General features: G+C 66.8%; 23 protein-coding genes. 17 read left to right on the top strand and 6 right to left on the bottom strand.

Going from position 1 to position 23,507, the window contains the following annotated elements; translation table 11 throughout:
- Positions 1-45 precede the first annotated feature (45 nt).
- The gene (locus ACJH71_RS09755; protein ID WP_406757806.1) at positions 46-669 is read right to left on the bottom strand and encodes a TetR/AcrR family transcriptional regulator; all 624 of its coding nucleotides are present in this window, start codon (positions 667-669) and stop codon (positions 46-48) included.
- A gap of 113 nt (positions 670-782) precedes the next feature.
- On the opposite strand from ACJH71_RS09755, the gene ACJH71_RS09750 reads away from it, so the two are divergent.
- Positions 783-1,958 (top strand): thiolase family protein, encoded by a 1,176-nt coding sequence (locus tag ACJH71_RS09750; RefSeq protein ID WP_406757805.1) that lies wholly within the window; start codon positions 783-785, stop codon positions 1,956-1,958.
- Here the strand turns inward: ACJH71_RS09750 and ACJH71_RS09745 are convergent, their stop codons facing one another.
- Positions 1,959-2,708, bottom strand: coding sequence for a TetR/AcrR family transcriptional regulator (locus ACJH71_RS09745; RefSeq protein ID WP_406757804.1), 750 nt, complete (start codon positions 2,706-2,708; stop codon positions 1,959-1,961). It lies immediately after the preceding gene.
- 152 nt (positions 2,709-2,860) lie between these two features.
- On the opposite strand from ACJH71_RS09745, the gene ACJH71_RS09740 reads away from it, so the two are divergent.
- The 8 genes from ACJH71_RS09740 to ACJH71_RS09705 all read left to right on the top strand — a co-directional run bounded on the left by ACJH71_RS09740 (position 2,861) and on the right by ACJH71_RS09705 (position 11,385).
- Complete coding sequence (locus ACJH71_RS09740) at positions 2,861-3,622, top strand: crotonase/enoyl-CoA hydratase family protein (protein WP_406757803.1); 762 nt, start codon at positions 2,861-2,863, stop codon at positions 3,620-3,622.
- A 15-nt stretch (positions 3,623-3,637) separates the two neighbouring features.
- A complete protein-coding gene (locus ACJH71_RS09735; RefSeq protein WP_406757802.1) occupies positions 3,638-4,435 on the top strand; it encodes an SDR family NAD(P)-dependent oxidoreductase in 798 nt (265 codons plus the stop codon).
- A gap of 135 nt (positions 4,436-4,570) precedes the next feature.
- Positions 4,571-5,365, top strand: a complete 795-nt coding sequence (locus ACJH71_RS09730; protein WP_406757801.1) for an enoyl-CoA hydratase — start codon at positions 4,571-4,573, stop codon at positions 5,363-5,365.
- Between the two features lie 14 nt (positions 5,366-5,379).
- Positions 5,380-6,630 carry an amidohydrolase family protein gene (locus tag ACJH71_RS09725; RefSeq protein ID WP_406757800.1) on the top strand — a complete coding sequence of 417 codons (1,251 nt, stop codon included), beginning with the start codon at positions 5,380-5,382 and terminating at the stop codon, positions 6,628-6,630.
- Between the two features lie 2 nt (positions 6,631-6,632).
- Entirely contained in the window at positions 6,633-8,246 is a 1,614-nt protein-coding gene (locus tag ACJH71_RS09720; protein ID WP_406757799.1) for an acyl-CoA synthetase, read from the top strand.
- A complete protein-coding gene (locus tag ACJH71_RS09715) occupies positions 8,243-9,106 on the top strand; it encodes an amidohydrolase family protein (RefSeq protein WP_406757798.1) in 864 nt (287 codons plus the stop codon). The genes ACJH71_RS09720 and ACJH71_RS09715 overlap by 4 nt, the downstream gene beginning before the upstream one ends.
- A 1-nt stretch (position 9,107) precedes the next feature.
- A complete protein-coding gene (locus ACJH71_RS09710) occupies positions 9,108-10,193 on the top strand; it encodes an acyl-CoA dehydrogenase family protein (RefSeq protein ID WP_406757797.1) in 1,086 nt (361 codons plus the stop codon).
- Positions 10,194-10,206: 13 nt separating this feature from the next.
- On the top strand, positions 10,207-11,385 hold the full coding sequence (locus tag ACJH71_RS09705) for an acyl-CoA dehydrogenase family protein (RefSeq protein WP_406757796.1): 1,179 nt from the start codon (positions 10,207-10,209) through the stop codon (positions 11,383-11,385).
- A gap of 64 nt (positions 11,386-11,449) precedes the next feature.
- Here ACJH71_RS09705 and ACJH71_RS09700 read toward each other — a convergent pair whose 3' ends face one another.
- A complete protein-coding gene (locus ACJH71_RS09700) occupies positions 11,450-12,268 on the bottom strand; it encodes an AraC family transcriptional regulator (protein ID WP_406757795.1) in 819 nt (272 codons plus the stop codon).
- Between the two features lie 25 nt (positions 12,269-12,293).
- On the opposite strand from ACJH71_RS09700, the gene ACJH71_RS09695 reads away from it, so the two are divergent.
- The 8 genes from ACJH71_RS09695 (at position 12,294) to ACJH71_RS09660 (ending at position 20,590) form a co-directional block, all read left to right on the top strand.
- Complete coding sequence (locus tag ACJH71_RS09695) at positions 12,294-13,556, top strand: amidohydrolase family protein (RefSeq protein WP_406757794.1); 1,263 nt, start codon at positions 12,294-12,296, stop codon at positions 13,554-13,556.
- Positions 13,557-13,560: 4 nt separating this feature from the next.
- Entirely contained in the window at positions 13,561-14,385 is an 825-nt protein-coding gene (locus tag ACJH71_RS09690; RefSeq protein WP_406757793.1) for an SDR family oxidoreductase, read from the top strand.
- A 50-nt stretch (positions 14,386-14,435) separates the two neighbouring features.
- Positions 14,436-15,350: an IclR family transcriptional regulator gene (locus tag ACJH71_RS09685; RefSeq protein ID WP_406757792.1), complete on the top strand. Its 915-nt coding sequence runs from the start codon at positions 14,436-14,438 to the stop codon at positions 15,348-15,350.
- Complete coding sequence (locus tag ACJH71_RS09680) at positions 15,347-17,566, top strand: acyl-CoA dehydrogenase (RefSeq protein ID WP_406757791.1); 2,220 nt, start codon at positions 15,347-15,349, stop codon at positions 17,564-17,566. Before ACJH71_RS09685 ends, ACJH71_RS09680 begins: the two co-directional genes overlap by 4 nt.
- Positions 17,567-17,582: 16 nt before the next feature.
- Positions 17,583-18,791, top strand: coding sequence for a thiolase family protein (locus ACJH71_RS09675; RefSeq protein WP_406757790.1), 1,209 nt, complete (start codon positions 17,583-17,585; stop codon positions 18,789-18,791).
- A 5-nt stretch (positions 18,792-18,796) separates the two neighbouring features.
- Positions 18,797-19,219, top strand: a complete 423-nt coding sequence (locus ACJH71_RS09670) for a Zn-ribbon domain-containing OB-fold protein (protein ID WP_406757789.1) — start codon at positions 18,797-18,799, stop codon at positions 19,217-19,219.
- Positions 19,212-19,700 carry a nuclear transport factor 2 family protein gene (locus ACJH71_RS09665; RefSeq protein ID WP_406757788.1) on the top strand — a complete coding sequence of 163 codons (489 nt, stop codon included), beginning with the start codon at positions 19,212-19,214 and terminating at the stop codon, positions 19,698-19,700. Before ACJH71_RS09670 ends, ACJH71_RS09665 begins: the two co-directional genes overlap by 8 nt.
- Before the next feature lie 131 nt (positions 19,701-19,831).
- On the top strand, positions 19,832-20,590 hold the full coding sequence (locus ACJH71_RS09660; protein WP_406757787.1) for an SDR family NAD(P)-dependent oxidoreductase: 759 nt from the start codon (positions 19,832-19,834) through the stop codon (positions 20,588-20,590).
- Between the two features lie 68 nt (positions 20,591-20,658).
- Here ACJH71_RS09660 and ACJH71_RS09655 read toward each other — a convergent pair whose 3' ends face one another.
- The 3 genes from ACJH71_RS09655 to ACJH71_RS09645 are packed head-to-tail and all read right to left on the bottom strand — an operon-like array spanning position 20,659 to position 23,480.
- On the bottom strand, positions 20,659-21,888 hold the full coding sequence (locus tag ACJH71_RS09655; RefSeq protein ID WP_406757786.1) for an amidohydrolase family protein: 1,230 nt from the start codon (positions 21,886-21,888) through the stop codon (positions 20,659-20,661).
- Between the two features lie 15 nt (positions 21,889-21,903).
- On the bottom strand, positions 21,904-23,052 hold the full coding sequence (locus tag ACJH71_RS09650) for a thiolase family protein (RefSeq protein ID WP_406757785.1): 1,149 nt from the start codon (positions 23,050-23,052) through the stop codon (positions 21,904-21,906).
- Positions 23,049-23,480, bottom strand: a complete 432-nt coding sequence (locus ACJH71_RS09645) for a Zn-ribbon domain-containing OB-fold protein (RefSeq protein ID WP_406757784.1) — start codon at positions 23,478-23,480, stop codon at positions 23,049-23,051. The genes ACJH71_RS09650 and ACJH71_RS09645 overlap by 4 nt, the downstream gene beginning before the upstream one ends.
- Positions 23,481-23,507: the final 27 nt, after the last annotated feature.

Genomic DNA, 23,507 nt, shown 5'->3' with positions numbered 1-23,507 from the left:
ACCGACATGGGACACGAGTGTGTCCCATGGGTTGACGCCTGTCAACTACTTAGGCGGCCGGCGGCCCAGGAACAGGATTGCCATCATTGAGTCCGTGCAGTAGTCGACCAACTCCGACCGGCTGAATGCGGCCGTTCCCGTGAGCCATTCGATGAATATTGCCGCCAGTCCACCGGATATCAGGGCCGTCTCAAGCGGATGGGCTGCCGACGTGCCACCCGGTTCGGCCATTTCCCGTGCGGCGAGCAGGAATGCCGGCAGGGCCGGGGCCGCATGTCGTCGCAGAGCCTCATTCGCCAGTGCCTCCTGGAAGATCAACCGGCCATATGCCGGGTTCTCCTCCAGGAAGGCCGTGGCCGCGTCGAAACCGACGCGCAGTTGCTCGCGAATATCCGTGCCACTGGCATTGATGGCTGATCCGACCTCGGCGAGCAACTGTTGTACGGCCTGTTGATATGCCGCTAGCAATAAGGCGTCGGTGTCGGGGAACAAGTCGTAGAAGTAGCGGTGACTGACGTTGGCCGCCCGGCAGACGGCCCGGACGCCTAGTCCGGACGCGCCGTCGCGCCCCAGGACCTCCACGCAGGCGTCTATCAGCCGTTGCCGTCGATCGTCGGCGCGCTCGGCCGATGAAGTGCCCCGCCATTGATTCGCGCTGTCCGGCGTCATGGCGGGCAGGGTACCGCGTGATCTGGGCGGAGAACCGCCCACGCACTGGCGGTGTACCTGACAGGCTCGATCACGTGCTTTACAAAAACTGCGAATAATGTAAGGTCGGAAAAATGCCTACACCTGTCATCGTCGGCGCCGTTCGCACGGCCATCGGACGTTCGTTCAAGGGAACATTGGTCAACACGCCCCCGGAGACGCTGATCACCACGGTGCTGCCCGAGGTGGTGCGCCGGGCCGGCATCGATCCGGCCGAGATCGACGACATCATCTTCGCCGAATCGCATTACGGTGGAGGCGATCTCGCTCGCTACGCGGCTGCTGCCTGCGGCATGGAGTCGGTTCCCGGTCAGTCGGTCAACCGGCATTGCGCCGGCAGCCTGACCGCGATCGGCAACGCGTCGGCGCAGATCGGTTCCGGGATGGAGCGGGTGCTGATCGCCGGCGGCGTGCAATCACTGTCGATGACGCCGCTGACGAACTGGCGCATCCCTGGCCCCGAGCTGAAGTTCGAGGAGCGCTGGATGCCCCCGACGCACCCGGAGACCCCGGATGCGCCCACCCGCGACATGTCGATCACGGTGGGGTGGAACACCGCGCAGGCGGCGGGCATCACCCGCGAGGAGATGGACGCCTGGGCCGCGCGCTCGCACCAGCGGGCGATCGCCGCGATCGATGCCGGCAAGTTCGTCGACGAGATCATCCCGCTGAAGGTCGAACTGCCCGACGGCTCGGTAGCCGAGTTCAAGGTCGACGAATTCCCCCGCCGCGAAACCACCGTGGAGAAGCTGGCGGGCCTGAAGGTGCTGCACCCCGAGATCGATGGCTTCTCGATCACCGCCGGCAACAGTAGCGGCACCAACGACGCCGCGGCCGCAGTCGCGATCGTCGACTCCGACTACGCCCGCGACAAGGGCCTGACTGTCATGGGCGCAGTCAAGGCCTGGGCCTCGGTCGGTGTCGCTCCCCGCGACACCGGGCTCGGCGGCGTCAAGGTGATCGGCAAGGTGCTCCAGCGGGCCGGGCTGTCCGTCGGCGACGTCGCGCTGTGGGAGATCAACGAGGCCTTCGCCTCGGTGCCGATCGCGGCGTGCAAGGAATACGGCATCGACGAAGAGCTGGTGAACTTCTCCGGCAGCGGTTGCAGTCTCGGGCACCCCATCGCCGCATCCGGCGCCCGGATGGTGACCACGCTGCTCTACGAACTCAAGCGGCGCGGCGGGGGCATCGGTGTGGCCGCCATGTGCGCCGGTGGCGGCCAGGGTGGCGCTGTGGTGATCGAGGTCTAGCTAGCGCTTGGCCGAAGCCGGCGTGGCGCGACGCCGCGCCGGCTTGGAGTTCTGCTCGATCAGCCGCTCGGCGTGATCGAGAATGCAGTTGAGCCCGTAGTCAAAGTTGGCGTCATCTGCTGCGCCGATTCGATGCCCCTGCCTGGTGGTCTCTGCCAGCAGCGGGGTCACGGCCGGGTCGATGACGAGGGCCTCCTCGAAATCGGACGGCCCCTCGGCGTCCGATGCCCGGTTCTTCTCGTAGAGGCGCTGCAGCACCACCGACCCGCGGATGTGCACCGAGACCGTCGAATAGGTGTCGAAGGCGTCCTGCGGCGACAAGCCGGCCTCCACCAGGCTGGCGATCGCCCGCTCCACTTCCTGGACGCCGAGCTGCGCGGCCCGCGGGCTCAGCGCGGCCCGAATCAGGATGAGATCACACAAGATCGGATTGCCCAGGAACGTCGACCGCATGCTGTGTGCGTGATTGCTCAACGTCTGACGCCAGTCCTTGGCCTCCACATATGGGGTGGCGAACGTGTACTGGCGCAGGGCCCGGGTGGTCATCGCATTGAGGAGGTCATCCTTTTTGCGGAAGTACCAGTAGATGCTCGTCACGCCGACACCGAGATGCTTGCCGAGCAACGGCATGCTCAGGTTGTCGACCCCGATCTGTTCGGCGAGCTCGAACGCGCCGTCGATGATGTCGTCGGGGTTGATCGATCCGCGTTCGCGCCGTTGGCGTTTCTCGGCGACTGGCTGCTTTGCCACTGCGGATACCTCCAGTTCTGGTCGACACGGCCGGTTCGTCGCCGTCAAACCTACCTGTACCGCTCGCCTGCGCGGGGTAATGAGCTTCTCTTACCGTAAAGCCTATGGTAAGCATTTTGATATACCTTGTCACAACGCCTGAAGGGTGAGCCGTGTCAGAAGCGGTACTGCGTGAGCGTCGCGGACGGATTCTCGTCATCACTATCAACCGGCCGGAAGCGCGCAATGCGGCCAACAAGGCGGTCGCCGAGGGGTTGGCTGCGGCCTGCGACGAACTGGACGACACTCCCGAACTGTCGGTCGGGGTGCTGACCGGAGCCGGCGGCAATTTCTGTGCAGGAATGGATCTCAAGGCGTTCGCGGCAGGGGAGTTGGCGTATGTGCCGGGACGTGGGCTCGGCTTCACCGAGCGCCCGCCGCGCAAACCGCTCATCTCCGCGGTTGAAGGACACGCGGTGGCCGGTGGCACCGAGCTGGTGCTGGCCACCGACCTGGTGGTGGCCGCCCAGGGCGCGAAATTCGGTATCCCCGAGGTCAAGCGGGGGCTGGTGGCCGCCGGCGGTGGCCTGTTGCGGTTGCCGCACCGCATTCCGTATCAGAAGGCGCTCGAATTGGCTTTGACCGGTGAGAGTTTCACCGCCGAACAGGGCGCCCAGTGGGGCTTCGTCAACGTGCTCACCGAGCCGGGCGAAGCGCTGGACGGGGCGATCGCCCTGGCCGAACGGATCACCGCCAATGGCCCGCTGGCCGTCGCGGTGACCAAGGAGATCATGGTGAAGTCCGCCGGCTGGAGTCAGGATGAGATCTGGCAGAAGCAGGGCGAACTGATCGCGCCGGTGTTCACCTCCCATGACGCCAAGGAGGGTGCCATCGCGTTCGCCGAGAAACGCGCCCCGAACTGGACCGGCGCCTGACCCTGGTCTGCGGCCGTGGATCTGGGGTTGCACAACGCGCGCGCCGTCGTCGTCGGTGGTGGCCGGGGGATGGGACTGGCCACCGCTCGTTGTCTGGCCGACGACGGGGCTCGGGTGGCGGTCATGGCACGCTCGGCTGCCGACCTGGACCGCGCGTGTGACGACCTGAGGGGACGCGGCAGTCCGGAGGCGATCGGCATAGTCGCCGATGCCTGCGACGAGCAGCGGGTGCACGAAGCCTTCGCCGAACTCGGGAGACGGTGGGGCGGCGAGCTCAACATTCTGATCAACGCGGCCGGCCCCGACGTGCAGGGCACCTTCGAGGATCTCACCGATGAGCAGTGGCGCCGGGCGATCGACCAGGGCGCGATGGGGATGGTGCATACCGTGCAGGCGGCGCTGCCGTTGCTGCGCAAGGCCGAATGGGCTCGAATCGTCAATTTCTCGGCGCAGTCGACGCAGCGCCAGAGCACAGTCCTGGTTGCCTACACCGCGGCCAAGGCGATGGTGAACAGCATCTCGAAGAACCTGGCACTGCTCCTGGCGCCCGAGGAGATTCTGGTCAACGTGGTCTCGCCCGGAAGCGTCGCCTCCGAGGCGCTGGTCGGCTGGGCTCGCTCGGTCGGGGTGGACGGGGAGGACCCCTACCGGCTGATGGAGGCTATCGCCGAGCATTTTGGCCACCCGGCGCAGCTGCCACGGGCGGGCCTGCCGGACGAAGTGGGCGCGGTCGCAGCCTTTCTGGCCTCCCGTCGCAACGCCTACATGACCGGCGCCAACGTCAACGTTGACGGCGGCTCGGATTTCACCTGATCGGCTGACCCGAATTTGCCCCTGACCTGCGTGCATAGTGGCTTGAGGCAGGAACCTCGGAGGTTGCGGAATGCGCTACCGAAAGGTATACAGTAAGAACTATCCGGTTGCTTCGAGGCGGAGGTTGCGGGGTCGATGACCGCGGTGCTCTACGACGTGCGTGACGGCGTCGGGCTGATCACCTTCAACCGTCCGGAGCGGCTCAACTCCTGGGGCCCCGATATCGCCGCCGGTTTCTACTCCGCCATCGATGGTGCCGAGGCGGATCCCGCGGTGCGGGCGATCGTGGTGACCGGTAGTGGCCGGGGATTCTGCGCCGGTGCGGATCTGGGTGGCGGCACTCAAACGGGTCCCGACGCCGTCGACGCATCCGGCACCGACGTGTCCCAACTGGTCGGGGACCGCCCCCCGCATTTCCTGACCGAGTTGCGCAAACCCGTGATCGCGGCCATCAACGGCTCCTGTGTCGGGATCGGGCTGACCCATGCGCTGATGTGCGACGTGCGGTTCGCCGCGGCCGGTGCCAAATTCGCCACCGCATTCACCCGGCGCGGACTTGTCGCCGAGCACGGAATCACGTGGATACTGCCGCGATTGGCGGGCATGGGCCCGGCGATGGATCTGCTGCTGTCCGGACGCACCTTCCTCGCCGAGGAAGCCCGCGAGCTGGGTCTGGTCAACCATGTCGTGGCGCCCGAGCTGCTGCTTGAACGTGCGATGGCGTACGCCGCCGACATCGCCGCGAACTGCTCACCGGCCTCGCTGGCGGTGATCAAAGCGCAGGCCTACGGTGACGCACTCGACGACGTCGCAGCGGTCAGCGCCCGCGCCGAAACCCTGATGTACGAATCGCTGTCGCGGCCCGACCTGATCGAAGGAATCACCAGTTTTTTCGAGAAACGCCCGCCGAACTTCCCGCCCCTGTCTTGAGAAAGGTTGAGCACATGACTGCCGCAGCTGAACGGCTTCCGTACTTGGCCGTCGACGTCGACAACCACTACTACGAGCCGCTGGACGCCTTCACTCGGCACCTGCCCAAGGAATTCCGCAGCCGCGGTGTCCAGATGGTGCAGGACGGCCATCGCACCCTGGCGGTGTTCGGCGGGGTCGTCAACCACTTCATCCCGAACCCGAACTTCGACCCGATCATCGAACCCGGCTGCCTGGATCTGCTGTTCCGCGGCGAGATCCCCGAAGGCGTGGAGCCGGCGTCGTTGATGAAGCTCGACAGGCTCTCCGAGCATCCTGAATACCAGAACCGCGACGCCCGCGTGCAGGTCCTCGACCGGCAGCGGCTGGAGACGGTGTTCATGCTGCCGACCTTCGCCTGTGGTGTGGAGGAGGGGCTCAAACACGACATCCCCGCCACCATTGCATCGGTGCACGCGTTCAACCTGTGGCTCGACGAGGACTGGGGCTTCGACCGTCCCGACGGCCGCGTGATATCCGCACCGATCATCTCGCTGGCTGACCCCGAAAAAGCCGTCGACGAAGTCGAATTCGTGATCAGCCGCGGCGCCAAGCTGGTGTGTGTGCGCCCGGCACCGGTGCCCGGCGAGGTTCGGGCCCGGTCCCTCGGTGACCCGGTGCATGACCCGGTGTGGGCGCGCCTCGCCGAGGCGGGCGTCGCAGTCGTCTTCCATCTGTCTGACTCCGGTTACATGGCAATCCCGGCGTTGTGGGGCGGTAGCGGCGTGTTCAAGGGATTCGGTAAGCGCGACCCGCTGGACATGGTGATCATGGACGATCGGGCGATCCACGACACCATCGCCTCGATGATCGTGCACCAGGTGTTCACCCGTCACCCCAAGCTCAAGGTGGTCAGCATCGAGAACGGCTCGTACTTCGTTTACCGGCTGATCAAGCGGTTGAAGAAGTCGGCCAACAATGCGCCGTATCATTACAAGGAAGATCCGATCGAGCAGCTGCGCACCAACGTCTGGATTGCCCCCTACTACGAGGACGACGTGAAGCTGCTGGCCGACACCATTGGCGTCGACAAGATCCTGTTCGGCTCGGACTGGCCGCACGGTGAGGGACTCGCCGACCCGACGACTTTCACCGCAGACATCCCGCAGTTCCCTGAGTTCAGCGCGGAAGATACCCGAATGGTGATGCGGGACAACGCATTGACCCTTCTGGGTGATCCGAACCGTGCCGCACCGGGCGCCGCTCACCTGGCAGCTTCGGTCTGAAAGTGGGCGAATGGACCCTCGGCGCGGTCCTCGACGCGATCGCCGAGGCCGTACCCGACCGGGCTATGACGATCTGCGGGGATCGGCGCAGCACGTTCGCGCAATCCGCGGAGCGCACCCGCCGGCTGGCCAACTACCTGGCCGGCCGCGGGCTCGGCGCCCAGCGTGAGCGTTCGGAGTTGCGCAACTGGGAGTGCGGCCAGGACCGGGTCGCGCTGCTCATGCACAACGACCTGTACCCCGACATGGTGATCGGCTGTCTCAAGGCCCGCGCGGTCCCGGTCAACGTCAACCACTACTACACCCCGGCCGAGGCCGGTGAGCTCCTGGACTATCTGCGTCCCCGAGCGGTCATCTACCACGCCTCGCTCGAGGCGAAATTTATTGACACACTACATGAATCCGGCGCTGACCTGCTGATCAGGATCGACGACGGCGCAGCCGACCCCGGACTCGATGCGGTAGCGCTGGACGATGCGCTGGCGCAGGGCGACGCCGATCAGCCGGTGGCGCCGTCGCCGGACGATCTGCTGATGATCTGCACCGGGGGAACCACCGGGCGTCCGAAGGGCGTGCTGTGGCGACAAAGCGACATCTACGTGTCGTCGATGGTCGGTGACGATCACGCCGGCGTGGCGGAGATCCACCAGAAGGTGCAGCATGCCGGTCCGCACTGGTTCGCGCTGTCGCCGCTGATGCACGCCGCCGGGCTGTGGACCGCGTTCTCGGCGATCCTGTCCGGCCAGACGGTGATCCTCAATGACAGCCGCGCCAGGTTCGACCCCCGTACGGTGCTGGAGACCGCCGCGCGCGAAAAGGTCGGGCTCATGACCATGGTGGGCGACGCGTACGCCGCGCCCCTGGTCGCCGAACTGCGCAACGCGACCTATGACCTGACGTCCTTGCACTCGATCGCAACCGGCGGTGCCGCAACCAATCCGAAGTATCAGGCCGCGTTGCTGGAACTGCTTCCGCAGATCACCCTGATCAACGGGTACGGCTCCTCGGAGACCGGCAATCTGGGCTTCGGGCGCAGCCAGCGCGACGCGCGGCGTGACACATTCGATCTACGGACCGGGGGATCGGTGGTGTCGCAGGACCGCACCCGGTTCCTGGAACCCGGTGATCCCGAGGTGGGTTGGGTGGTGCGGACCGGACGGATCCCGCTCGGATACTTCGACGACGCCGACGCGACGCAGCGCACCTTCGGTCAGATCGACGGTCAACGGATGGTGATCTCCGGCGACCGCGCCAGCATCGAGAAGGACGGCACGCTGCGGTTGTTCGGGCGCGACGCTCTGGTGGTCAACACCGGCGGGGAGAAGGTGTTCGTCGAAGAGGTCGAGGGCGTGCTGCGTGCTCACCCGGCGGTGGCCGACGCGCTGGTGGTGGGCCGCCCGAGCGAGCGCTGGGGCGAGGAACTGGTGGCGCTGGTTGTTCCGCAACCGGATTCGGGTGTTACCGACGAGCAACTGGACGCACACTGTCGATCGGTGCTGGCGGGCTTCAAGGTGCCCAAGGCGTACGTCATGGTGGCGCAGGTGCGCCGACTGGGCAATGGCAAGGCCGACTACCGCTGGGCCAAACGACAGGTGAATGAGGTGGCTACGGCATGACGGGCATGAGCGAGCAGTCACGAGTCATCGATTGTCTGGTGAACGTGCACTTCGGCGAGAATGAGCAGCCGTCCTGGATGGTCAGAACGCGCGATGACTACTTCAAGGGACCCGAGTCGATGTTCGCGCCGGTCGACATGTCGGCGCTGCTCGACGAGATGGACACCCACGGCGTGACCAAGGCGGTCCTGATGGACAACCTGGTCAAACCCTCGGTGACCGCCCGGAAGTTCGTCGAAGCCCGGCCGGATCGGTTCGCGCTGGCAATGGGCGGCATGAACCTGCTGCGTCCGGTGCCCGCGCTTCGGGAATTGAGTGCTGTCGCGGTCGACCTGCCGGTGGTCTACGCCGTTGTGGGGCCAAGCTTCTGGGGCGATGGCCAATATCCGCCCAGCGACGCCGTCTACTACCCGCTCTACGCCAAGTGCGCCGAACTGGATCTGCCGCTGTGCGTCAACACCGGCATTCCGGGGCCGCCGATCCCCGGTGAGGTGCAGCACCCGATCCACCTGGACCGGGTCTGCGTGCGCTTTCCCGAATTGCGGCTGTGCATGATCCACGGCGCCGACCCCTGGTGGGACGTCGCGATCCGCCTGCTCATCAAGTACCGCAACCTGCGGTTGATGACCTCGGCCTGGTCGCCGAAACGTCTGCCGGAAGCCCTGCTGCACTTCATGCGCACCCGGGGTGCCGGCAAGGTCATCTTCGCCTCGGACTGGCCGGTGCTGCGGATGGACCGGGTGGTGCCCGAGGCGCGCGCTCTGGACCTGCCGCCCGACGTGCTCGACAAATACCTCTACCGCAATGCAGCCGACTTCTTCTTTGCCGAACGCGGCACCGTACCCGAACAGGAGAGCTGAGATGGATCGCTTCGAACTGCGCAGGCTGGACTACAGCCTGACCGAGGACCACGTAGCGTTGCAGGCTGCCTACAAGCAGTTCTTCACCACGCACTGTCCGATCGAAACGGTGCGCGCCGCAGAGGAATCCGGCTTCGACAAGAACCTGTGGGAGCGACTCTGCGCGATGGGCGCCACGACCATGGCATTGCCGGAATCGGTCGGCGGCGACGGTGCCACCCTGGTCGACCTTGCGTTGGTCGCCGAGGAGATCGGTCGATCGCTGGCGCCGGTGCCCTGGATCGACCAGGTCTGTGCGGCACGGCTACTGCAACGGCTTGGAGGCTTGCCGCCGGAGGCGGACGACACCGCCGACATCGTGAGCGGGACTCGTCTGATTGCGTTCGACCCGCACCAGGAGGCCACCGCCGGACGCCGACTGCTGCCGACCGGATCGATCGCCGACACGATCATCGTCCGTGAGGGTGATGCGGTGGTGCGACTTTCCTTCGGTACCCGGCCGGTTCGGGTCGACAATATCGGTCGGTTGCCGATGGCCTGGGTCGACCCGGCCGACGCCGACGCGGCGACCGTGCTGGCCAGCGGGCCTCAGGCGCTGGCGGAATATCAGCGGGCGCTGGATGAATGGCGACTGCTGACCGCCTCCGCGCTGGTCGGGATGGTGGAGCAGACCATGACCATCGCCGCGGAGTTCGCCAAGACCCGCTACACCCTCGGGGTTCCGATCGGCACCCTGCAGGCGATCTCGCATCCGTTGGCGAATATGGCGATCACGGTCGCCTCCGGCCGCAACCTGGCCTACCGCGCCGGATGGTTCATGGACAACGAGCCCGATGAGCGTCCGGAGCTGGCGGCCTCGGCCTTCGTCTTCATGGCAGAGGAGGCCGCCAAGGCCGCCACCATGGCGGTGCACATCCAGGGCGGCCTGGGCGTGTCCGCCGAAGCCGCGGCCACCGCCTACCTGGTTCGGGCCCGCGGCTGGCCACTGGCCGGGGGTGATCCCGGAGCCACCGCCTGCCGCATAGGGGAGCTCGTCGCCGTTCGTGAAACAGCCGCCCGCGAAACCGCCGCTTACGCAGCCGAATAGGACACCAACGATCATGGACTTCTCACAACCGCAGCTGACCGACGATGACTTGGCTTTCCGCGACGAGGTGCGCGCATTCCTGGCCACCCACGTGACTGAGGACGTCAAGCGCCGCGACCGCGAGACCGGGGACAACTTCGACGAGGGCGTCCACCTGGCGCTGGGTGCCGCCGGTTACCTGGAATCGGAGTGGAAAACCGAAGCCGATGGCGGCTTCCCCCGCGTCCGCCGACGCATCTGGGAACTGGAGAAGCGCCGCGCCCACGTGCCCTGGGTCACCTGGGGAACCACGGCGATGGTAGCCCGCTCCGTCGCATCCTTCGGCTCGCCCGAGTTGTGCGAGGAGATTCTGCCCGGCGTCTTCAGCGGCCACATCCGGCTCTGCCTGGGCTACACCGAGCCCGAAGGCGGCTCCGACGTCGCAACCTGCAAGACCCGCGCGGTGCGCGAGCCGGATGGATCTAGCTGGGTTATTAATGGCTCCAAGATGTTCACCACCGGAGCCCACAACTGCCAGTACGTCTTCCTGATCACCAACACCGATCCGGACGCGCGGAAACACAAGAGCCTCACCATGTTCCTGGTGCCGTTGAACACTCCGGGCATCGAGATCCAGGGCCTGCGGACCGTCGACGGTGACCGTACCAACATCGTCTATTACAGCGATGTCCGCGTCGACGACAAATACCGACTCGGCGAGGTCAATGGCGGGTGGACCGTGCTGCGCGAGCCGCTCAACGTCGAACACGGTGCGGTGGACGCCAATCCCGATGGATTGCAGGACGTCTCGATCATGATGCACCAGGCGAACTTCATGGCCGTCGCAGTCGACAAGGCGGGCGAGGTGGCCGGGCGGTCGGGGAGCATCGCGGATCGTTCGGTGGCCTACCGACTGGGCAAGGCAGCAGCTCGGGTGGAGGCGTCGCTGTCGGCGCCATCAATTTTCGGACGGGTGGCGCTGGCGCAGGCGATGCGCGACGTCTCGCCGGACCTGATGGACCTGCTCGGAAGTGCATCGGCGCTGCCGATCGACACCGACGGTGCCATCGATGGTGGGGCAAGCGACTACGTCTTCCGGTTCGCTCCACTGGTCGGCATCTACGGCGGGACCCTGGAGGTGTTCCGCAACATGATCGCTCAATACGTGTTGGGTCTGGGCAAACCGAATTACTCTGCGCCGCTGGTGAAGTAGCTGGTAGTCACGACGCCGTGATCCTGCGGCGGTTCCAGCTTCGGCTCTCCTGCGTCGAGCCTCGCTAAACCGCCGTGATCCGGCGGTGGTAGCTCGACGGCGCCTCGCCGGCGAATCGGGTGAACGCTCGGGTGAAGGCAGACAGGCTGTCGAACCCGACGGCGGTAGCGGTCTGCTGCACGCCTTGATCCGGGGCGGCCAGCAGTGCCATCGCCTGCAGCATCCGGGCGTTGAGCAGGTAGGTCCGCCACGACATGCCGATCACCGCTTCGAACTGACGGCGCAGGGTGCGCTCGGACACGGCGACGGCGTGGCACACCTCAGCCACGGTCACCGAGGCCAGGTGTGCCTTGGTGTAGGCCATGGCCGCGCCGACGATCGGATGATCGGAGATCGGCAGGCTCAGTGGCGCCTCGTGGTCCAGGGCGTCGGAGACAAGGTGCCCCAGGGTGCGGAAGAAGTCGTCGGAGACGGCGTCGCCGTCGGCCCGCTCGATCGGCCAGCGCACCGAATGCAGCATCATCTCCCGGATCAGCGGCGAGACCGTCAGGATGCGCGCCCGGTCGCCGGCGACCGGAACCAACTCGGGGTCGAACATGACCGCGACGGTGCGGACTTCCGGGCGCATGGTGGCCTGATGCTCCAGGCCGGCCGGGATCCAGGCCGCCTGCTGCGGCGGCAGGAGATAGTGCGCCGCGGCGGTCTCGACTTCGACCACGCCGCCGACCGCGTACTCGATCTGGTGCATGTCGTGGGAATGCCACCCGGTGACCAGATGCTGCCCCTCGTAGAGGTAGCTGCCGGCCCGGGCACGGCCGCCGCGACGCAGATCGATGTTGGCCGGTTCTGCAAACTCTATGGCCGATCGCGCGGAGACGGTCACGGTTTTCCAGGGTACTAGTAAAGGCATGAACATCGACGACTTGATCCTGGTCAGCATCGACGACCACGTGGTGGAGCCGCCCGACATGTTCCTCAACCATGTCCCGGCCAAGTTCAAAGCGGAGGCGCCGATCGTCGTCACCGACGAAAAAGGCGTCGACCAGTGGATGTATCAGGGCCGCCCGCAAGGCGTCAGCGGGCTCAACGCGGTGGTGTCCTGGCCGGCCGAGGAGTGGGGCCGAGACCCGGCCGGCTTCGCCGAGATGCGCCCCGGGGTCTACGACGTGCACGAGCGGGTCCGCGACATGAACCGCAACGGCATCCTTGCCTCGATGTGCTTCCCGACCTTCACCGGGTTCTCCGCGCGGCATCTGAACATGACCCGCGAACATGTCACCTTGGTGATGGTGTCGGCCTACAACGACTGGCACATCGACGAGTGGGCCGATTCCTATCCGGGCCGCTTCATCCCGATCGCGATCCTGCCGACCTGGAACCCCGAGGCGATGTGCGCCGAGATCCGTCGGGTGGCGGCCAAGGGCTGCCGTGCGGTCACCATGCCCGAGCTGCCGCACCTGGAGGGCCTGCCCAGTTACCACGACGACGACTACTGGGGCCCGGTGTTCCGCACGCTGTCGGAGACCGGGGTGGTGATGTGTCTGCACATCGGCACCGGCTTCGGGGCGATCAGCATGGCCCCGGGCGCCCCGATCGACAACCTGATCATCCTGGCCACCCAGATTTCGGCGATGTGCGCCCAGGATCTGTTGTGGGGTCCGGCGATGCGCAACTACCCGGACCTGAAATTCGCGTTCTCCGAGGGCGGTATCGGCTGGATCCCGTTCTACCTGGACCGCAGCGACCGTCACTACACCAACCAGAAGTGGCTGCGCCGCGACTTCGGCGACAAGCTGCCGTCCGAGGTGTTCCGCGAGCACTCGCTGGCCTGCTACGTCACCGACAAGACGTCGTTGAAGCTGCGCCACGAGATCGGCATCGACATCATCGCCTGGGAATGCGACTATCCGCACTCGGACTGCTTCTGGCCGGACGCTCCCGAGCAGGTGCTCGCCGAGTTGGAGGCCGCCGGCGCCGACGACTCCGACATCAACAAGATCACCTGGGAGAACTCCTGCCGGTTCTTCGGCTGGGACCCGTTCGCGCACACCGCGCGTGCGCAGGCGACGGTAGGCGCGCTGCGGGCGACGGCCACCGACGTGGACGTCTCCATCCGGCCGCGGGCCGAATGGGCGCAGCGGTACGCGCAGAAGCAGTTGGCGCAGGCCTGACGCGATGGTTTCGGTGATCACCGGCGGCGCCGGCGGGATGGGGCTGGCCACCGCGAAGATCGTCGGTCGCGAGCAGCCGGTCGTGCTCTGCGATGTCCGGCAAGACCGGCTGGACGGCGCGGGGGCCGCCTTAGCCGGCCTCGACATCACGACCGTCAACTGTGACGTCACCGATCGCGACGCGGTCACCGCGCTGTTCGATACCGCGGCCGGCATCGGGCCCGTCACCTCGGTGATCCACACCGCCGGAGTCAGCCCGAGCATGGGGGATGCCGCCTACGTCGTGCGGACCAATGCCGTGGGCACCGTCAACGTCAACGAGATCTTCTTTTGTGCGGCACCCGAGGGCGCGGCGATCGTCAACGTGGCGTCGATGGCCGCGCACCTGCTGCCCGACGAGGTGATCCCCACCGGTCAGTTTCCTTTGGCGCTGCAGGATGTCCACGGCTTCACGCAGGCCATGGCCGCCGTGTGCGAACCGCTTCCGCCGGAGGTGCGTTCGGGTTTCGCCTACGCGGTGAGCAAGGCCTTCGTGCGCTGGTACTCCAGCGCGCAGGCCGAACGGTTCAACGGCCGAGGGTTGCGCATCGTCTCGGTCTCTCCGGGTTCGGTGGACACCGAGATGGGCCGGTTGGAGGAGCGGGCCGGTGCGGGGGCGATGGTCGCCGACGCGGCAGTCCCGCGTTGGGGGACGCCCGAAGAGATGGCTGAACTGCTGGCGTTCTGCGTCAGCACCAAGGCGGGCTATCTGACCGGCACCGACATCCTCAACGACGGCGGTGTGGTGGCTTCGGTGCGGGAGCGAGTGCGGGTGGCGGCCGCCGGCTGAGGGCCGCCGAGATTTGCGCACGTCGACTATTCGACGTAGTTTTCGAAAGTATGACGGCAGCGATGGACGGGGACGGCACGGCGCGCCCGGTCTCGTCGCCGCCGACCGAGCGGGTGATGCGGATCCTGGAGCTGCTGGCCGCCGACCCGGAAAGGCATTTCTCTCTCTCGGAGATCTCGCAGACTCTGGGCATCAGTCACGGCACCTGCCACGCGATTCTTGCCACCCTGGCGGGCCGGCAATGGCTGGTGCGGGACCGCCAGTCGGCCGGGTATTCCTGGGGCCCGGCCCTGGCCGCGCTGGCCCGCCCGGTCAACCGGCAGGCGTTCCGTCCCGAGCTGCAGCGGCTTTTCGACGCGGTCGGCCGGCAGGTGATCCTCGGCGTCCGCCAGGGCGCGACGGTGGTGGTGACCGATTCGGTCGGGGAGTCCATCGCCGGGCTGCAGTTGGGAGCCGGATTCCGGATGCCGCTGGTTGCCCCGTTCGGTCGTGAGTTCATTGCCGGGGTGGGCGAGAACGTCAAGAAGGAATGGCTCAGTGGACTGGGCGCACCGTCGCCGCGGCTGCGGCGCCGGCTGGGCGCGGTGCTCGACGAGGTCGGCCGGCGCGGTTACGCGATCGACCGGATGAGCCGTGAGTACGTCCGGGTGTACTCGGCGCTCCAGGCACTGGCGGCCGACGGCGAGCCTGACGAGATCACCGCGCGACTGGCGACGGCCTTCGCCGATCTCACCGCGGTCGACTACCTGCCCGACGAACTCGGCGGCACCGAGCGGCATCCGATCGCCAGTGTCTCGGCTCCGGTTCGCGACATCGACGGGACGGTGACGATGTCGGTGGGGGTCGCTCCGTTCGCAGCCTTGACCGCCGCGGAGGTCGCCGATCTCGGTGCCGCTGTGCGCGAGACCGCTGCGCGTATCCAATCCCAGTGGACTGCACGTGGAGAACATGAGGAGAGCTCGTGAGCGTGACGCTCAGCGCCGAACAACGCCAGCTTGGAGAGTCGCTGCGGCAGTTCGCCGCCCGGCACGCGCCGATGACCGATACCCGTAAGGCCTTCGACGCACTGGCGGACGGGGAATTGCCACCCTGGTGGGATGACCTGGTCGCCAACGGGTTTCACGCGATCCACCTGCCCGAACAGTACGGCGGGCAGGGCGGCGGACTGCTCGACGTCGCCGCCGTCCTGGAGGCAGCGGGAACGGTGTCTCTGCCGGGTCCACTGCTGCCGACGGTGACCGCCGGCGCGGTCGGTCTGCTCGCCGAGGCCACGCCGGCGCGGGCGGACTATCTGCGTGCTCTTGCCGCCGGTGCGCCGGCAGCCGTCGTGCTTGCCGGGCAGTCGGACTTCACCGCGCGACGAGCCGACGACGGCTGGCTGATCAGTGGTGCCTCCGAGGTGATCTCGGGCGCCCGCTCGGCCCGCCTCGCACTGGTCTGCGCCCGCGGTGAGGAGGGAACCGACCTCTGGGCCGTCGTCGACACAGCCCGGGCGGCGATCCAGCCGGTGGCCGGCACCGACCTGCTCACCGACCTGGCCACGATCACCCTGGCTGATCACCGGGCGAGCGCCGACGACGTCCTGATCGGGATCGACACCCAGCGCGCGGAGTACCTCGCCGTCGGTCTCGCCGCAGCGGTGTGCGCCGGCATCGCCGGGTGGTGCGTCGAGGCGGCCACCGCGCATCTGCACACCCGCGAGCAGTTCGGCGTCCGCATCGGAACATTCCAGGCATTGCAACACCAGGCGGCCATGTTGCTGGTCAACGCCGAATTGGCCTGCGCCGCTGCCTGGGACGCGCTGCGCGCCGTCACCGACACGGTCGATCAGCAGCGCATTGCCGCTGCCACCGCGGCGCTGACGGCGGTCACGCCATGTCCGGACACCGTGTTCGACACCCTGACGATGTTCGGTGCCATCGGATTCACCTGGGAGCACGATCTGCACCTGTATTGGCGCCGCGCCACCAGCATCGCGGCTTCGATCGGCGCCGCCACCGACTGGGCGCGCCGGCTCGGCGAGCTGACCGTCGCGCAGCAGCGGGATTTCACCGTGGACCTCGGCGGCGCCGAAGCCGAGTTCCGGGCGGGTGTCGCCGCGACTCTCGACGCCGCTAAAGTGCTGGACAACGACGGTCCGGGACGCCAGGGCGACTACCCGCACTTCGAGACGGGACCGCAGCGGACGCTGATCGCCGACGCTGGGCTGATCGCCCCGCAGTGGCCCGCACCGTGGGGCCGGGATGCCTCCCCGTTGCAGCAGCTGATCATCATCGAGGAGTTCGCCAAGCGGCCCGGGCTGGTCCGGCCCTCGCTGGGCATCGCCGAATGGATCCTGCCGTCGCTGGTACGCGCAGCACCGGATGCCCTGCAGCAGCGGCTGATTCCCCCGACTCAGCGCGGCGAACTCGCCTGGTGCCAGCTGTTCTCCGAGCCCGGGGCCGGCTCCGACCTGGCGTCGCTCACCACCCGCGCGGTCAAGGTCGACGGCGGTTGGCGCATCAACGGCCACAAGATCTGGACGTCGGCCGCGCAGCGCGCCGACTACGGCGCACTGCTCGCCCGGACCGACCCCGCGGCGGCCAAACACCGCGGTATCGGCTATTTCATCGTGGACATGCGCTCCGCCGGGATCGAGGTCCAGCCGATCGTGATGGCCACCGGGGCAGCCGAATTCAACGAAGTGTTCCTCGCCGACGTCTTCGTTCCCGACCAGATGCTGCTCGGGGAGCCCACCGAGGGCTGGCAGCTGGCGATCGCCACCATGGCCGAGGAGCGCACTGCCATCAGCGGCTACGTCGAGAATGACCGCGCCGTCGCGCTGCGATCCATCGCCGCCGTCCCGGGCCGATCACGCGATGACGCGCTGCGAGCACTCGGCGAACTCGACGCCTACGCCAATGCGATCAGGGCGCTCGGGGTACGCGAGACCATCAGGCTGCTCGATGGCGAGGGATTCGGGGCGTCGTCGAGCATCGCAAAAGTGGCGATGAACGTTCTGCTGCGCCGCACCTTCCACGCGACATTGGCCACCGTCGGCCGACTGGCGATGGTCGCCGATTCCGACCCGGCCGTCGTCGAGCCGTATCTGTTGTCGCCGGCCGAGCTGATCGGCGGCGGTACCAAGGAAATTCAGCTGAACATCATCGCGCAGATGATTCTCGGCCTGCCCCGCAAATGAGATGAAGGACACCCGCATGGGACTACGTGGAGACGCCGCGATCGTCGGCTATGTCGAGCTGCCGCCGGAACGGATGAACAAAGCCACCCCGGCCCCGTTCACCCTGGAGCAGTGGGCCGAGTTGAGCGCCGCGGCGCTGGCCGACGCGGGTCTTTCGGGCGAACTCGTCAACGGCATCGTCACCTCGCACCTGGGCGAATCCGAGATCTTCGTGCCGTCCACGATCGCCGAATACCTGGGGGTCCCAGCGCGGTTCGCCGAGATCGTGGATCTGGGCGGGGCCAGTGCGGCGGCCATGGTGTGGCGGGCCGCGGCGGCGATCGAACTCGGCATCTGTGACGTCGTGCTGTGCGCGCTGCCGGCCCGCTACATCACCCCGATGTCGGAACGTAAGCCTAAACCGCTGGTCGACGCCATGTTCTTCGGCTCATCGAGCAACCAATACGGTTCTCCGCAAGCCGAGTTCGAGATTCCCTACGGCAACCTCGGCCAGAACGGTCCCTACGGGCAGGTCGCCACCCGCTACGGCGCCGTCTACGGCTACGACGAACGGGCGATGGCCAAACTGGTCGTCGACCAGCGCGTCAACGCCAACCACACCGACGGCGCGATCTGGCGAGACACCCCGCTGACCGTCGAGGACGTCCTGGCCAGCCCGGTGATCGCCGATCCGCTGCACATGCTCGAGATCGTGATGCCCTGCGTGGGCGGTGCCGCGGTGGTGATCGCCAGTGCCGAGTTCGCCAAGCGGGCCCGCAACCGCCCGGTGTGGATCAAGGGATTCGGCGAACACGTGCCGTTCAAGACCCCGACGTACGCCGCAGACCTGCTGGCGACTCCGATCCGCGAGGCCGCCGACACCGCCTTCGCCATGACCGATCTGACGCGCGCGGATATGGACATGGTCTCCATCTACGACTGTTACACGATCACTGTGCTGCTGTCGCTGGAGGATGCCGGGTTCTGCGAGAAGGGCAAAGGCATGCAGTTCCTCACCGATCACGACCTGACCTTCCGCGGCGACTTCCCGCTCAACACCGCGGGCGGCCAGCTTGGATTCGGCCAGGCCGGCCTGGCCGGTGGCATGCACCACGTCTGCGACGCCACCCGTCAGATCATGGGCCGGGCCGGGGCCGCGCAGGTGGCCGACTGCAACCGGGCCTTCGTCTCGGGCAACGGCGGGATCCTGTCGGAACAGACGACCCTCATCCTGGAAGGGGACTGAGTGCGATGATGAGCTTCGAGCGGCCGATGCCGGTCAAAACCCCTACCACCGCACCGTTCTGGGATGCGTTGGCGCAGCACCGCATCGTCATCCAATACTCGCCGTCGTCCGAGCGCTACGTGTTCTATCCCCGAGTCCGCGCACCGCGCACCCTGGCCGACGATCTGGAATGGCGCGAGATCTCCGGGATGGGCACGCTGTACTCCTTCACCGTGGCCCGCCGTCCGGTCGGCCTACACTTCGCTGACGCGGTTCCGCAACTGCTGGCGATCGTCGAATGGGATGAGGGCCCCCGATTCTCGACCGAACTGGTCAACACCGATCCCGCCGATCTGGCGGTCGGAATGCGGGTGCGGCCGGTGTTCTGTGACTACCCCGAACACGACGTCACGATGCTGCGCTACGAACCGGCGACGGCTCGTGGCTGACGACGCCGCGGCGCAGATCGAGGCGATCAAACGCCTGAAGTCCCGCTACTGCCGCTACCTGGACACCAAGGACTGGGCGGCCTGGCGCGCCCTGTTCACCGACGACTTCGTCAGTGACACCTCGAGCGCGGGCGGCAAGGTCGTCACCGGAGCCGACGAATTCGTGGCCTTCACCCGCAAAAGCCTGCGAGATCAACCCACGGTGCACCAGGTCCACGCGCCCGACATCGAGCTGGACTCGCCGACCTCGGCGCACGGGGTGTGGGCGCTGGAGGACGTGGTGCGGTTCGGCCCCGGCGTCAACCTGCGCGGCTACGGCCACTACACCGAGACCTACGAAAAGGTCGACGGCGACTGGCGGATCAAGACCTCGACGCTGACCCGGCTGCGCGAGGACATCTTCAACGGGGTGTTCGCGGTCTATCTCTCGCCGCGGGTTCGCGCCGTGCTGGCCAGGGTCGCCGGCCGGTTCATCACCTGACTGCCTGCCGCAGCTGCCCCAGCTCGATCGCCGTGCCCCTTGTACGCCATACTGAATGTATTACGGGAATAGCTATAGTATAGGCACCGGGTCGGATCCCGGATCGTCGTGTCCAAACAAGGGGAGTGTTCGTGGAGATCGAGAACAAGCGCGCGATCATCGTTGGTGGCGCATCGGGGTTCGGTAAGGCGACAGCGGAGCTGTTGGCCAAACGCGGTGCCCAAGTAGCGGTCTTGGATCGGCCGCAGTCCAAAGGTAAGGAAGTGGCCGAGTCGATCGGCGGGCAGTTCTTCGAAGCCGACGTCACCGATTTCGCCGGCACCGAGCGGGTGTTGAACGAAGCGGTCGAGGCGTTGGGCGGGCTACACATTGCGGTCACCACAGCAGGTGGCGGTATCGGTCAACGAACGATCAAACGGGACGGACCGCACGACCTGGAGGCGTTTCGCAGCACCCAGGATCTCAATGTCGTCGGGACCTTCAACGTCAGCCGGCTCGCTGCCTGGCACATGAGCACCAATGAGCCCGAAGACGACGAGCGCGGCGTGATCATCAATACGTCCTCGATCGCGGCGTTCGAAGGCCAGATCGGGCAGGTCGCCTACACGGCATCCAAGGCCGCGATCGCCGGAATGTGCCTGACGATGGCCCGCGATCTGGGCGGCGTCGGCGTCCGGGTGCTGGCGATCGCGCCCAGCCTGTTCGCCACCGGCCTCACCGAGGGCATCCCCGACGAGTTCGCCGCCGTGCTGACCAAGGATGCGGCGTTCCCGAAGCGCCTCGGCCGGCCCGAGGAGTACGCCAAGCTGGCGGCCGCCATTGTCGAGAATCCGATGCTCAACGGCCAGTGCATCCGCCTGGATGCCGGCCAGCGCTTCGCACCGAAGTGACACTGCGTTGACTCTGCGGTCAGGGCGGTGAATTGCGGTGTGTCGCAGCCCTGACCGCAGAGTCAACGTTAGGCGTCGGCGAATGCCGGTGGCTTGAGCGCGGCGGGATCGGGGTTCGCGATGGGTCGTCCCATGAACCGGCGGGCGTTGTCGCCCATGAAGTCATAGGTGCGCCGGACGTCCATCCCCTCGGCGTACTTCCAGAATCCCTTCGGCTCGGCCAGCCCCTCGGGATGCGGATAGTCCGAGCCGAACAGCACCTTGTCCCAGCCGACGGTGCCCACCACATCGGAGATGCACCCTTCCCAGAACGGGCTGACCCAGATGTTGCGCCGGAACACCTCGTGCGGATGCTCCGGGAAGTTCTGCGGCATCTTCTTGTAGAGGTCGCCGAAGTCATCGAAGAGTGGCCGAATCCAGGAGCTGCCGTTCTCGACGCTGGCGATGCGCAGCTTGGGGAACCGGGTCAGGGTGCCGTGGCAGATCAGCGCGGTGATCATGTCGGCGATCTCCCGGTGGCCCAACACCATCCAGCGGAAGGCGCTCTGTGTCATGAAATTCTGCGTGTACGGCGGTTCCCACCGACCGACATAGTCGTCGAGCGGGGGGAAGCTGGCGTGCAGCACGATGGGCAGGCCCGCGGCCTGCACGTCACGCCAGAACGGGTCGAACTCCGGCAGTGCCGGGGAGCGCCAGCCACGGATGCCGTTGACCGGGCCAGGTTTGATCAGGGCCACCGCGGCGCCCTGGTCCAGGATGTACTCCAGTTCTCGCTGGGCGCCCTCGACCTCGGACAGGTTGATGATCGGCGTGGAGAACACCCGGCCGTGGTAGTCATAGGTCCAGTGCTCGGCCATCCACTGGTTCAGCGCGTGAATGATTGCCAGGGTCAGCTCCGGGTCGTCGGCACTGGAATGCTCAACCAGGCTGGCCAGGGTGGGGTAGTTCAACGCTTCGGTGACGCCCTGGCGGTCCAGTTCGGCGACCCGGTCGGCGGGGTTGCGGGTGGCCGCCGGCGCCTCGATGGCCGGGCCCTGCATCTCGCGCAGGGTCAGGCCCTCGTTGTTCTCCCCGGCGAAGAACCTCTCATGTGCGCCCGGCGCGGCGACCCGCTCGAAGGTGGGGTTGGGGATAAAGTCGCTGACCTTGCCGTTGATGATGATCCGGGTCTGGCGGCCGATCTGGGCGAATTGCACCGCCCGCGAGTACTTCTCCGGTAGGTACTTGGTCAGTGAATCGGGGGTCTCGTACATGTGTTGGTCGGCATCGAAGATCGGTGCGTCTCGGAATTGGCTCATGATTGCTCCTGGTCGCTAGCGGGTCAGGATGGTTGCTGCTGCTGTGCCCGGCGCGCCGTAGAGCTGAGCGAAACCCACCTTGGGTTGTCCGGGCACCTGGCGGTCACCGGCCTCACCGCGCAGCTGGCGCACCAGCTCGTGGATCTGACGCAGTCCCGACGCCCCGATCGGCTCGCCGTTGGCGATCAGCCCGCCGTCGGTGTTGACCGGCAATGACCCGGTGATCTCGGTTGCCCCGTCGGCCAGCAGCTTCTCCTGGTCGCCGTCGGCGCAGAATCCGCACTCGGCCATGTGGATGATCTCGGCGCCGGCATCGGTGTCCTGCAACTGAATGACGTCGACGTCTTCGGGTGCGACACCGGCCTTTTCGAAGGCATCGCGGGCGGCGTACACCGTGGGCGCCACGTCTTCGGTGACCGGGGCGAAGGTGGTGTTCACCTCGTAGGCGCCGTAGCGCCGGGTGCGGACCTCCACCGCCCGCAGGTATACCGGCCTATCGGTGTAGCGGTGGGCGATGTCGGCGCGGCACATGACCACCGCCGCCGCGCCCTCGTCGGGTGCGCAGAACATGTACTGGGTCAGCGGGTAGTTCAGCATCGCCGAGCCCAGGATCTCCTCCTCGGAGATCGGCTTGCGCCGGAACGCATTCGGGTTCAGCACGCCGTTGCGGAAGTTCTTCGCCGCGACTTTGGCCAACGTCTGCTGGGAGATGCCGTGATCGTGCAGGTAGCGATTGGCCTTCATGCCGAAGAACTGAGTGGTCAGGTACTGACCGTTCTCGGCGTACCACCGCGGCATTCCGACCAGCGCCGGGTCTTCGGTGAACGCCCCGCGCGGGTGTTTGTCCAGGCCGACGGCGATGCCGATGTCGTAGTCACCCAGCCGGATGCCGTCCGCGCAGACTTTGGTCGCACTGGCTGCGGTGGCGCACGCGTTGAACACGTTGGTGAACGGGATGCCCGACAGCCCGACCATCCCGACGATGGCGTCGGGGTTGGCCACCGTCCAGCTGCCGCCGGTCGCGGCCCCGATGTCCTTCCAGTCCACGCCGGCGTCGGCCACCGCGGCGAAGATGGCGTCGACTCCCATCGCCATCGCGGACTTGCCCTCGAATCGGCCGAACGGGTGCAGGCCGACACCGATGATCGCTACGTCATGAGTCATGGGATCGCGGTCTCCTCTACCGGCCGAAAGGCGAAGGTGACGACCTCGTTGCCGTCGGCGTCGGAGGTGAACGGAATCATGACCAGCTCCACCGGCATGCCGAATTCCAGCTTGTCCGGATCGTTCTCGGTAAGGCGACCTTCGACCCGGATGACGTCGCCCAGCTGCACCAGACCGACACCGAACGGTACGAAGTCCGTACCGGCCGGGCCCAGATACGGTGCCCCGGGCGGAAAGCCCTGGGTGGTCCAGGCCACCAGGGTTCCGGTGCGCGGCAGCAGCTCCTGGCTCATCTGGTCGCCGCTGCAACTCGGGCAGTGCGGCTGGACCGGGACCACCGTGGCGGCACAGGCGCCGCAGCGGCTGCCGATCAGCTGAGGGCTCGCCTCCGGCCATGTCGAAATGTCGGGTGCTAGCGCTTTCTGCATCGGTCCTCCGTTGACTCTGCGTTGGTG

The organism is Mycobacterium sp. SMC-15, assembly GCF_045310925.1.
Classification (GTDB): domain Bacteria; phylum Actinomycetota; class Actinomycetes; order Mycobacteriales; family Mycobacteriaceae; genus Mycobacterium.
The sequence above is the reverse complement of the archived record's forward strand: the minus strand, read 5'-3'. Positions and strand labels throughout refer to the sequence as shown.